The 12,033-nt window shown below is 62.8% G+C and carries 10 protein-coding genes; 3 read left to right on the top strand and 7 right to left on the bottom strand.

Translation table 11 applies throughout. The annotated features are described in order from the left end of the window. The first annotated feature begins 78 nt into the window (after positions 1-78). The gene (locus V2B23_RS12740; protein ID WP_141486230.1) at positions 79-696 is read left to right on the top strand and encodes a cysteine hydrolase family protein; all 618 of its coding nucleotides are present in this window, start codon (positions 79-81) and stop codon (positions 694-696) included. 1 nt (position 697) lies between these two features. Here the strand turns inward: V2B23_RS12740 and V2B23_RS12735 are convergent, their stop codons facing one another. After that, on the bottom strand, positions 698-1,336 hold the full coding sequence (locus V2B23_RS12735) for an alpha/beta hydrolase (RefSeq protein ID WP_430950656.1): 639 nt from the start codon (positions 1,334-1,336) through the stop codon (positions 698-700). A gap of 82 nt (positions 1,337-1,418) precedes the next feature. On the opposite strand from V2B23_RS12735, the gene V2B23_RS12730 reads away from it, so the two are divergent. After that, positions 1,419-4,862: a TM0106 family RecB-like putative nuclease gene (locus V2B23_RS12730; RefSeq protein ID WP_430950655.1), complete on the top strand. Its 3,444-nt coding sequence runs from the start codon at positions 1,419-1,421 to the stop codon at positions 4,860-4,862. Here the strand turns inward: V2B23_RS12730 and V2B23_RS12725 are convergent. Continuing rightward, on the bottom strand, positions 4,859-6,034 hold the full coding sequence (locus tag V2B23_RS12725; RefSeq protein ID WP_430950654.1) for an amino acid deaminase/aldolase: 1,176 nt from the start codon (positions 6,032-6,034) through the stop codon (positions 4,859-4,861). The two genes, V2B23_RS12730 and V2B23_RS12725, sit on opposite strands and share 4 nt — an antisense overlap. Before the next feature lie 67 nt (positions 6,035-6,101). Then, the gene (locus V2B23_RS12720; protein WP_430950653.1) at positions 6,102-6,749 is read right to left on the bottom strand and encodes a TetR/AcrR family transcriptional regulator; all 648 of its coding nucleotides are present in this window, start codon (positions 6,747-6,749) and stop codon (positions 6,102-6,104) included. A gap of 78 nt (positions 6,750-6,827) precedes the next feature. Between V2B23_RS12720 and V2B23_RS12715 the strand changes: the two genes are divergently transcribed. Next, positions 6,828-8,141, top strand: coding sequence for a D-arabinono-1,4-lactone oxidase (locus tag V2B23_RS12715; RefSeq protein WP_430950652.1), 1,314 nt, complete (start codon positions 6,828-6,830; stop codon positions 8,139-8,141). 10 nt (positions 8,142-8,151) lie between these two features. Here the strand turns inward: V2B23_RS12715 and V2B23_RS12710 are convergent, their stop codons facing one another. The 4 genes from V2B23_RS12710 to V2B23_RS12695 form a co-directional block, all read right to left on the bottom strand. Further along, complete coding sequence (locus V2B23_RS12710; RefSeq protein WP_430950651.1) at positions 8,152-9,114, bottom strand: adenosine deaminase; 963 nt, start codon at positions 9,112-9,114, stop codon at positions 8,152-8,154. Between the two features lie 6 nt (positions 9,115-9,120). After that, complete coding sequence (locus tag V2B23_RS12705; protein ID WP_430950650.1) at positions 9,121-9,882, bottom strand: crotonase/enoyl-CoA hydratase family protein; 762 nt, start codon at positions 9,880-9,882, stop codon at positions 9,121-9,123. A gap of 37 nt (positions 9,883-9,919) precedes the next feature. Continuing rightward, positions 9,920-11,113 carry a class I adenylate-forming enzyme family protein gene (locus tag V2B23_RS12700; protein WP_430950649.1) on the bottom strand — a complete coding sequence of 398 codons (1,194 nt, stop codon included), beginning with the start codon at positions 11,111-11,113 and terminating at the stop codon, positions 9,920-9,922. Positions 11,114-11,209: 96 nt separating this feature from the next. Further along, the gene (locus V2B23_RS12695) at positions 11,210-12,010 is read right to left on the bottom strand and encodes an enoyl-CoA hydratase/isomerase family protein (RefSeq protein ID WP_430950648.1); all 801 of its coding nucleotides are present in this window, start codon (positions 12,008-12,010) and stop codon (positions 11,210-11,212) included. Positions 12,011-12,033: the final 23 nt, after the last annotated feature.

The raw sequence follows: 12,033 nt of genomic DNA, 5'->3' as shown, positions 1-12,033 counted from the left end.
CCGACGCTACCTCTTGCCTGCTTGTCAGACAAACTGTTAAATAGACGTGGCCCGAAACACACAACCAAAGGTGTCGACATGACCGAAAAGCTCGAGTTGGATCCCGCAACCACCGCAGTCGTGCTCATCGAATATCAGAACGACTTCACCACCGAAGGCGGAGTCCTGCATGACGCCGTTGCCCCCGTGATGGAATCAACCGGGCTACTGGCGAACACCACGGCACTGGTCGAGGCCGCTCGCTCTGCCGGCGTCACCGTCATGCACGCGCCGATCACGTTTGCCGAGGGATACAACGAGATCACCTCACACCCGTACGGAATCCTCAAGGGCGTCGTTGACGGAAAGGCATTTGTCAAAGGCAGCTGGGGAGCCGCAATCGTCGACGAACTGACTCCTCAGGACGGCGATATTCTCGTCGAAGGCAAACGCGGCCTCGACACTTTTGCAAGCACCAATCTCGATTTCATCCTGCGCAGCAAGGGAATCCGAACGATCATCCTCGGCGGATTCCTGACCAACTGCTGTGTCGAGTCCACCATGCGCACCGGCTACGAAAACGGTTACCGCGTCATCACTCTCACCGACTGCGTCGCTGGAACCTCAGCAGCAGAACACGAGAACGCCATCACCTACGACTACCCGATGTTCTCGCATCCGGTTACGTCCAAGGACGTGCTCGACGCACTCGCCTGATTCAACGACTGTGCGCGAGAAGGAAATCGCGGCTCACGGCAGTGACGCTGGTGTGCACCTTCTCGTGCAGCAGGTCGTGGCCTGCATCCTCGAATTCCCGCATCTCCACATTCGGCAGCGACGACGCCCAGGTGCGCACCGGCTCGATCGGTGCCATCCGGTCGTCGACGCCGTGCACCACCAGAACCGGAATCCCGGAATCGGCCAAGTCCGCCCACCCTGCCTGGGCCACCGCGTTGCGCGGGATCCCGCACAGGACGGCGGACACAAAATGATGATCCTGATGCGTCAGCATCGACAGCGCGGTCACGGCGCCGAGAGAATGCCCCATGACCGCCTGCAGAACGCCTGGTAGCGCTTCTCGGGCGATCTCCGCCAAGGTCGCGGCATCAGCAGCAAGATCCGACAGCGGAGCACCCACGCCGGGTTCACCTTCGGACAGTCCGTGCCCGGTGTGGTCGATCGCCCAGACCTCGATGCCGGAAGACGTGAGAGCGCCCGCAAATCGGTGATACTGCCCGCTGTGTTGCCCCAACCCGTGCAGGAACACCAGCGACATCAGTGGCTCGTCGTAGGAAGCGGGCCACCGCCGAAAATGGACCTGACCGCGTCGACCGTCAAAAAAGGGCATGGTGGACATTCTGCCTGGCTCACGGGCTTTGCGACGTCTCTGACGTGTCCAACGCGCTGTTTTGTCGGACATCGCTGGCACAATCGCCCCTGTGTTCCTCCTCGATGATCAGATCATCTACAGCGCCAGTGACCTCTCGGCGGCCGCAACATGCGAATTCGGCCTGCTGAGGCGACTCGACGCGCGGACCGGGCTGATCAAGACGGAGGGCGTCGACGCCGATCCGATGCTGGAACGAACGTCCGCGCTCGGTCAACACCACGAGCGCGAACAGTTGGAACGGTTCATCGCCGAACACGGCGACGGCGTGATTGTGATGGAACGGCCCGAACACACCCGCGCCGGGCTCACCGAAGCAGCACTCGCCACAGTCGAAGCCCTGCGCTCCGGCGCCCCCGTCATTTACCAGGGAACGTTCTTCGACGGCCGGTTCCTGGGGTTCTGCGATTTCCTGGTGCGCGAAGGCGATCGGTACGCGGTATACGACAGCAAGCTGTCGCGGCACGCGAAGGTATCGGCACTGCTGCAGTTGGCCGCCTATGCGGACGCGTTGGGCCGCAACGCAATCGCCGCCTCCGACCAGGTGCATCTGATGCTCGGCGACGGCAGCACGTCGTCCCACGACATCGGTGACATCGCGCCGGTGTTCTCGGCAAGCCGAGCCAAGCTCGAGCAGGTTCTCGATGAACATCGCGCCGAGGGAACACCCGCCGAGTGGCTCGACGGCCGGTACCTGCGCTGCGGACGGTGCGATACCTGCAGTGTGGAAGTCGAGAACCATCGTGACCTGCTCGTGGTCGCTGGTCTCCGTGGCAATCAGCGAATGCAGTTGATTGCCGCCGGCATCGAGTCGATCGATCAACTGGCCGTCAGCACCGAACCCGTCGACGGTATCCGCCGCGACACTCTGGAGAAGTTGCGCGCGCAGGCCGCGCTGCAGTTGCGCCAGGAACAATCCGGCGAGGCCGAGTTCCACATCTACAACGCGTCGGTGCTCGGCGGGCTACCCGTTCCGGACGACGGAGACATCTTCTTCGACTTCGAGGGCGATCCCCTGTGGGCGGAGGACGGTTCCACCGACTGGGGGCTGGAGTACCTGTTCGGCGTCGTCGAAGGTCCGGCGGAGAACTACGTGTTCAAACCGTTCTGGGCACACGACCGCGCCGGTGAACGCCAAGCCCTCGTCGACTTTCTCGACTACGTGACCGCGCGGCGCGAAGCTCATCCGGGCATGCACGTCTATCACTACGCGGCCTACGAGAAGTCCGCGCTGTTGCGACTCGCCGCGCGCCACGGGGTGGGCGAGCAGGTGGTGGACACGCTGCTTCGCGAGAACGTGCTCGTGGACCTGTATCCGCTTGTTCGCTCGGCACTGCGGATCGGGGCTCGCTCGTACAGCATCAAGAAACTCGAACCGCTCTATATGGGGGAACACGGCCGCGACGGCGACGTCGTCAATGCCGCAGCGTCCGTGGTTGCGTACTCCGACTACTGCGAACTACGCGAGCGCGGCAAGAACGACGAAGCAAGCGAACTGCTGCAAGGCATCTCCGACTACAACGAGTACGACTGCGAATCGACTCTCCGACTGCGTAATTGGTTGGTCGACCGCGCGGCAGAACACGACATCACCTTGCGTGCGCCGACGGGTCAGATCGCCCTGCCCGTCGAAGACCTCACCGAGACCGAAATCGAATTGCGCGAATTCGCCGGGCACAAAGCCGGTTCGACGCGAACCGCCGAGCAACACGCCGCAGCCCTCCTCGCCGCGGCAGTCGGCTATCACAGCCGAGAGAAGAAGCCGCACTGGTGGGCGCATTTCGATCGCTTGTCGGCCCCCATCGAAGATCTCGTCGATGTCCGTGACGTGATGGTGGTCGACGTGCCTGACATTCAGGCCGACTGGCACAAGAACACTGCCAGGCAGAAGCCACGACGGCGCATCCAGTTGACCGGCACCCTGGGCACCGGCACCACGTTGAGTCCCGGCACCGACATGTATGCGCTGTACGAGGTTCCCTCCCCCGACGCTGTTGCGGGCGACAATCCGGCGCAGCGCGGCACCAACGGCGTGAAGATCGTCTCGGTCGAAAAATCCGGCAATCTCGACGTTGTCACCATCGAGGAGCTACTCCGAGGTGACGAGTTCTCCGAGACTCCCGTTGCACTGGCTCCCGGTCGCCCTATTCCGACGGTTCCGATGGAAAAGTCCATCGCTACAGCGGCATCCGAAGCCTGCGACGGATTGCCCACGTTGCCGCGCCGCGCCGCGGTCGACATTCTGCGTCGACTCACGCCTCGAACCCTGTCCGGCGACGCGCTTCCACCGGTCGGCGAAGGCAACGACTACGCGTCCGCGATCACGGCTGCCGTCCTCGATCTGGACGACTCCTATGTTGCGGTGCAGGGTCCACCCGGCACCGGTAAGACGTACACCGGGGCCCGAGTGGTCAAGGCCTTGGTGGAGAAGCACCAGTGGCGTATCGGTGTTGTTGCGCAATCGCATTCGGTGGTCGAGAACATGCTGGGCGGCATCGTCAAGGCCGGCCTCGATCCGGCTCTGGTCGCGAAGAAGGGCAGCCGGAGCCGAATTGCGGAGTGGACCGACATCACGCCCCAGGAGTTCCCCCGCTTCCTGTCCGAGGCAGAATCCACTGGCTGCGTGATCGGCGGCACCGCGTGGGATTTTGCGAACACCGATCGAGTGCCCCCTGGCAGCCTCGATCTCCTCGTTGTCGACGAAGCCGGCCAGTTCGCGCTGGCCAACACCATTGCCGTTGCCGTCTCCGCGCGGAATCTGCTGTTGCTCGGCGATCCACAACAACTGCCGCAGGTCAGTCAGGGAACGCATCCCGAACCCGTTGACGAGTCCGCTCTCGGCTGGCTGGCCGAAGGGCACGGCGCACTGCCACCGGAGTTGGGATACTTCCTCGAAAAGACCTGGCGGATGCACCCCGACCTGTGCGCGCCGGTCTCGGCCCTGTCCTACGAGGGCAAGCTGCTGTCCCAAGAATCGGTAAGCGCTGCACGGAAACTCGACGGTCTGGCGGCGGGCGTGCACACGGTGTACGTCGATCATTCCGGTAACTCGACGTATTCGCCCGAAGAGTCTGCCGTCATCGTGACGCAGATCCGCGAACTTCTCGGCACGCCGTGGACCGATCCCAGCGAGTTCGACGGCACCCGGCCCCTGACCGAGGCGGATATTCTGGTGGTCGCGCCCTACAACGCCCAGGTGGGCACTATCGAGCGTGATCTCACCGAAGCGGGATTCACCGACGTCGAGGTGGGTACCGTCGACAAATTCCAGGGGCGTGAAGCGGCAGTCGCGATCGTGTCGATGGCAGCGTCCGCAATTGAGGACGTTCCACGCGGCATGTCGTTTCTGCTCTCACGCAACCGCCTCAATGTTGCTGTCTCACGCGGAAAATGGTGCGCCATCATCGTCCGGTCGTATGCACTGACGCAGTACATGCCGACCACTCCAGCGGGGCTGGTGGAACTCGGCGCCTTCATGCGTCTGACGGCCGGCTAGCCGAAACACTGCCCGTCGCCGCGATACGTCGGTACCGCGGTGGTGGTGCCGTCGGCATCGACCAGATTCACGGTGTCGAAACGCTCACACAATTCGCCGGCCTTTGCATGACGGAACCACACTCGGTCACCGATCGCGATATCACCGGCAACCCGTCCTGTGACCGGCGTCTGCACCTCGCCTGCGCCTTCGTTGCGGAGTAATTTCAGACCAAGTGGGCGCATCGGTTTCGGAACCCTCGCGGCGCCGGCCGGTCCGGAGGCGATGTACCCACCGCCGAAGAGGGTGGTGACCTTCGGGGTCGGCTTGCGAACCGCGGAGAGCGCGAAGAACAGAGCGGGGTCCGGCCGGAAGGCGCGGTATCTGTCGAAGAGTGTCGGTACATACAGCCCCGAACCCGCCGTCACCTCGGTGACCACCGGATCGGCAGAACTGACTTCGAGTGATCCGGTACCGCCACTGTTCACGATCTCCAGGGTGCCCACCGCATCCGTGACCGCAGAAACGACAGCACTTCGCCGGTGCGACAGTTCCCGCGCGGAGACCTTCTTGACCCAGCCGATCGGCGCGCTGGTGTCCGGCAGTCCGGCGATCTGCGCTTCGTAGAACATGACACCGACGACGGCAAATCCGCGCGACCGCGCGCGCACAGCCAGTGCGGCAACATCATTCGGTTCGCGGAGCGGAGAGCGTCGTACGCCCAGGTGAATCGGCCCGATCCGTAGGGACGCGTCCACGTCGAGGCACACCCGAATCGGCGCAGCGCCCGGCGCAGCGGATCTGATGACGTCGAGCTGAGCGTCGTCGTCGATCATCAGCGTGATCGCCGCGATCGCAGCCGGATCACCGGCAAGTTCGGCCAACGCTCCACGATCCACGGTGGGATATCCCATCAGGATGTCGCGGGCGCCAAGACCGACCAACCACAATGCCTCCCGCAGTGAGTAGGCCATGATTCCGCGAAAGCCGCCCTGCTCGGTGAGCCCACCGCCCAGTGTTTCCTCGAGCACGGCGCGGCACCGGACCGACTTACTGGCAACGCGCACCGGTGTTCCCCCGGCCCGGCGAACCAGATCGGCGGCATTGCTGCGCAGAGTCGTCAGGTCGAGAGCGGCCAGGGGCGGGTCGAAATCAGCAGTAGCGGAAGCAAGTCGATCCAGTGTTGTTCTCACGTGTGTCCCATCGTCGCGGCGTCGCGGTCAAGTCAACACCTGAATTGGACGCATGTCCATGACGGGGTCAGTGCGGCGCCTCGATCGCTTTGCCGGCGATGACCTGAACCATTTCACCGAATTCCGCAATGGTGGCATCGGAGTCACGATCAACGAGCCAACGCAAAACCAATCCGTCGATCATCGCCAGACTCCATCGCGCCAACGACTGCAAGGACTCCGTCCAGACAGTCCCGGAAATCGTGGCGCATTCTTCGAGAAATGCAATGGCATGCTCGTCCATGATCCGGTACTGATCGATGGCGACGGCACCGGCGCGCTCGGCCCCGAGATTGCGACTACGCAGGGCCTGCGCGGTGATTTCGTAGGTCAGCAACTGCCGATCAGGCGTCACCTCGATGAGCGGCCACATCCCGGTCAATCCGATGTGGAGCAGTTCCTTCAGTCCTTGGATCCCGGTCAGATCAGGCGCGTGGCGCACCTGCCCGAAGGCATGCTGGAGCGATTCGCTGAGCTGAACGATCAGCGTCTCACCCATCGCGGCGATGAGTTCCTCTTTGCTCTCGAAACAGTAGTGAACTACGCCGAGCGATACGCCCGCCTCTTCCGCCACAGCACGGACCGTCACCGAACTCACGCCGCGCTGTTCGGCGATGGAAATAGCAGATTCGATCAATTGTGTGCGGCGCTCGTCCGCCGGAAGCCTGTTCAGCATCCCATGATGTTAGAACGGAGAACGGAAAAACTAGGCACAATGCTTGCTTGGACGAACGTCCAAGTACATTATTGTCCAATGGCTTCGGATACATGGCAGAACTGGGCAGGCACTCAAAGCGCCTCACCGCGACAATGGGCAACCCCGCGGAACACTCGTGAACTCGCGGCGCTTGTCGCCGAGGCCGCAAACCGAGGGTGGCAGGTGAAGGCAGTCGGGGCGGGCCATTCCTTCACCGGCGCTGCCGTCACCAACGGGGTTCTGGTCAGCCTCGACAACTTCTCCGGGATCGAATCGATCACGCCCACCGACGACGGCGCGCTGGTCACGGTTCTCGCAGGCACGCGCCTACGCGCCCTCAACGAGGCGTTATGGCAACGCGGTTACGCCATGACCAACCTCGGCGACATCGACGCCCAATCCCTCGCGGGAGCCCTGGGCACCGGAACTCACGGAACCGGCGCCGCGTTCGGTGGACTTTCTACACTGATTCACAGCCTCGAAATCGTGACAGCCGACGGAGCAATCGTCACCGCGTCCTCGGACCAAAATCCGGAACTGTTCGAAGCTGCGCGCATCGGCTTGGGTGCGATCGGCATCATCACCAAGATCACCCTCGCGTGTTCTCCTCGATTCACGTTGCACGCCGTTGAAAAACCCGACACGCTGTCCCACATTTTGGACACGCTGGAAGACGAGTGCCGCACCGTCGACCACTTCGAGTTCTACTGGTTCCCTCACACCGATCGGGTCCTCACCAAACGGAACACCCGCCTGCCCGGCGACGCACCGTTGAAGCCCGTCAGCGCGATCCGAACCTTTGTCGAGGACGACTTCATGTCGAACACGCTCTTCGAGGGCGTCAACCGCATCGCCACCCTGGCGCCGGCCGCGATCCCCACCATCAACCAGATATCGTCACGCCTGCTCGGCGCCCGGGAATTCACCGACCGCAGCTATCGGGTCTTTGCTTCACCGCGCCGCGTGAAGTTCAAGGAAATGGAATACGCCGTCCCGGCCGAACACGTCAAAGATCTACTCCACGAGATCAATCAGTGGCTGGAACGAACCGGAACCAACGTGGCATTCCCCGTCGAGGTTCGTTTTGCCGCCGCCGACGACCTCTGGCTCTCCACTGCCAACGGACGCGATACCGCATACGTCGCCGTGCACCAGTATCACCGCCGATCCGAAGCCGAGTACTTTGCCGCAGTCGAAGCAATGGCAAAGGCCGTCGACGGCCGGCCGCACTGGGGAAAAATGCACAACCGCACCGTCGACGACCTACGCCCCACGTACGACAAACTCGACAACTTCATTGCTGTGCGAGACAAGTACGACTCGGATCGCGTATTCGACAACGACTACCTACGCCAAGTGCTCGGCGCCTGAGTTCGCTTCGCTAACGCAGCAATTCCGCCTTCCGCGATTCACTGGCAAACGACGCCTTGATGGAATTGCGGGCCAACGTCTCACGTTCGGACTCGGTCAGCCCGATTGCTCGGCCGAGTTCGGCGAAGTTGTCGTCGACGTACCCGCCGAAATACGCCGGATCGTCGGAGTTGACGGTCACGATCAGCCCGAGGTCGAGCATCGTCCGCAACGGATGATCCTCGAGCTTGTCGAACACCCGAAGCCGGACGTTCGACAACGGGCAGACCGTCAGCGGAATCTCCTCGTCGACCAACCGCTCCACAAGCGCCGGATCTTCGAGTGCGCGGACGCCGTGATCGATACGTTCTGCACCGAGGATGTCGAGCGCCTGCCAGATGTACTCCGGCGGACCTTCCTCACCGGCGTGGGCAACCACGCGAAGTCCCTCGGCGCGAGCCCGCGCAAACACGTCCTCGAAGAGTGACGGCGGGTTACCGACCTCAGCGGAATCGAGGCCCAGACCGACAATCGGGGCTTGCAACCGGATGATCTCCGAGAAGATCTCCTCGGCATCCTTGACGGGTTGATCACGCAGAATCGCGGCAATGGCGCTGCTGCTGAGTCCGAACTCCCGCTCACTCGATGCAACAGCGTCCATGATTCCGTCGAGAACCTCGGTCAACGGAACACCTCGAACCACGTGCGCTTGCGGGTTGAAGAAGAACTCGGCGTGCGAGACCCCGGCAGCGGCAGCACGGCGGAAGTACGCCCGCGTGAGATCCGCAAAATCCTCGGCAGTGCGCAGAACAGCCATGTTGGCAAAGTACAGATCGAGGAACGACTGCAGATCCGAGAATTCGTACCGGGACTTCAGATCTTCGATGTCCTTGTACGGCAAGTCCATTCGATTTCGCTCGGCGAGGCGGTAGATCTGCTCGGGCTCGAGCGAACCCTCGATGTGCATGTGCAATTCGGCAACTGGTGTAGCCATGTCGTGTTACCGACCCTTCCATACCGGCGCGCGCTTCTCGGCAAAAGCCGTCGCGCCTTCACGTGCATCCTCGGACCCGAAAACCGGTGCCAACAACTGCAATTGATTGGCAAAAGCCTCGTCGTCCGACCATCCGCCGGCCTTGACCATGATCTCTTTGGTGACCGCGACGGCCAGCGGACCGTTACGACTGATGCGGTCGGCAAGGTCCAACGCGCCCTCCAACGCCTTACCCGGTTCGGTCAGTGTGTTCACAAAACCGTACGAGTGCGCTTCCGGCGCCGTGAAAGCGTCACCGGTCAGGGCATATTCCAGGGCCTTCTGATACGGAATACGCTTGGGTAGACGGAACAATCCGCCGGCCCCTGCGGCCAGGCCTCGTTTGACCTCGGGGATACCGAACTTGGCTTCGCAAGAGGCAACCACCAGATCGGTGGCCAGCACCAACTCCGTGCCGCCTGCCAGGGCAAAGCCTTCGACCGCCGAAATAATCGGCTTTCGCGGCGGTCCCTCGGTGAAACCGAGACCACGGCCCGGAACCAGCACGTTCTCGCCGGCCACAAATGCCTTGAGGTCCATACCGGCACAGAAATTGCCGCCCGCACCGGTCAGCACTGCCAACGACAGCTCGTCGTCACCGTCGAGTTCTTCGACAGCCGCTGCCAATCCGTGGCTTACCGCGGCGTTGATCGCGTTTCGTGCCTCGGGCCGGTTGATCGTGATGATCAGCGTCCGCCCACGCCGCTCGGTGAGAACCTCGTCTGCCATGCATCTCCCTCTCGTAGTCTTTCGACGCCGCGCATACTCATGCTGCGTTTCGTTCGACAATACGGACGAAGCCTTCCGCATCGATCTGTGCGGTGTCATGGGTGCAGAACCAGCCCTGCAGGAAACGTGACGACGTCACTGCCGGCGAATTCCAGTACCGGCGCGCGACACTCGGCCCGCGGCACCACAGTTCGCCGTATCCTCCCGGTGCGTCTGGGCCGTACAACGCGACTTCCATTCCACCGAAAGCGATTCCCACGCTTCCCAAATGTGTCGAAGCCGATTCGATCGGCAAGATCAGACCCCCGCCACACGTCTCGGTCTTTCCCCAACCGATCACATGCTGCGCGGCCGGAAACGCCGCCAGTAGCTTCTCTTCTTGCTCGGCCGTCACCGGAGACCCACTGCAGTCCACCCACTTCACCGATCGCGAGGCCGCTCGCGCCGCCGGACCCACCGCAAGCAATCGTGGTTCGAGGAGATCCTCGGGGCGCCCGGTGAGAATGTCGACGGTATGGGCGCTTTCACGCCAAAAATCACCCGCCACAACAACGGTGCCGCCGACAACCAACGTGGCGAGCACATGAACCAGCTCGCGGACAGATCGAAAATCACTGTCCACCAGAAGATTCCGCACACCCTCGACGCCGTAGTCGCGCGAATGCAGAAGCCCTTCGATTGTCGAGAGCACATTCTCGTTGCTCAATTCGACGCCCAGCATCGCGCCGGACGGATCAGCGGTGTACGCCAGAACCGCCAACTCGTCCGGCGCAGCACCGTCGTCGATGAACGGAACCCCGTGCGGCAGTTCCCCGTCGAGCACCAACACCGATCCACTATCCGCAATCACCGCGGAAACCTCCGCGTCGCCCCACGCCATGCCGAGAGACACCGGAACCCCACCGGCCAGAATGACTCCGAGGCACGCTTCGAGCCACCGAACGCCGGCCGCAAACCGGATGGCCACCCGATCACCGATCTCGATTCCCCGCGACTTCAATCCCCCGGCCACCCGAGACGCTTCAGCCCACAGTTCGGCGTAGGTGACCTGTTCCCCGTGCACTTCCTCGACCGCCGTGCGCCCGGCAAACCGGTGCACTGCAACATCGAGCAACTCCGACAGCGACGGATCCAACTGCCGGTAACGCAGCAGACCGTCCGTCGCCCGACTGACCCGCGTATCCGTGAGCAGCCCATTCGAACAGTGATACTCCACAAGCCTCGACCGCATCTGTACCTCCACAGACCGTGACAAACCCACACCCGCGCCATTCGACTATATGACGCGAGTCACACTTAGTGGAGCACTCTGGCGATACCCGTGTGCTTACTTGCCTGTATAGATGGCCTTTCCTGGACCTACATCGAGAAAGCTGCGCACGGCGCCGCGAAGATCGTCGGTCTCGAACAACGCTCCCGACACTGTCGGCGTCACCGCATCGGCATGAGCGATACCGCCGGAACGCCACGCCGCCACGATCTGCTTGGTCGCATCATGTGCACGCGTCGGCCCGTCCGCCAACCGCGCCACCAATGCCCGCGCCGCCGCGTCGACATCGTCGTGAACGGCATTGACCACACCCCATGATGCAAGCGTCGCCGCGTCGTACAGATCACCCGTCATCACCAGTTCACGAGCGCGGCCGGAACCCGCACGCTCGGCCAGGCGTTGCGGACCACCCATCGACGGCGTCAATCCGACCACTGTCTCCACCAACCCGAACTTCGCCTTGGGCGCGGCGAGAATGATGTCGCAGGCCAGCGAAATCTCGAACGCAGCCGTCAGTGTCAACCCATGCGCCGCGTAGACCACCGGACACGGCAGCACCTCGAGTGGGTGGCAGATCTGCGCAAAAAGCTCGCGCCACAACTCGGCGCCCTGCTCGGCGGTCAAACCGTCGAAAACTTGGACGTCGACACCGGCGGAGTTGACCTTGCCCTCGGCCCGCAGCAACACCGCGCGCGGCGGCGCAGCCGTCAACGACGCGATATCCGCGATCACTGCGTCGAACATCGCCTGATCGAACAGATTGAGCGGTCCGTGAGCAAACGTCAGCACGGCAACCTCGGCACCGCCATCGGTGACGATTCGCTCGAGACGGGTGGGATGCGGTTCGGAAGCAGTCATGGCCGTCACCATGCCACACCGCG

Origin of the sequence: Rhodococcus sp. 24CO (assembly GCF_050586165.1) — a bacterium.
Taxonomy (GTDB): Bacteria; Actinomycetota; Actinomycetes; order Mycobacteriales; family Mycobacteriaceae; genus Rhodococcus_F.
Note: the sequence above shows the minus strand (reverse complement) of the source record. Positions and strands in the feature narration are given on the sequence as shown.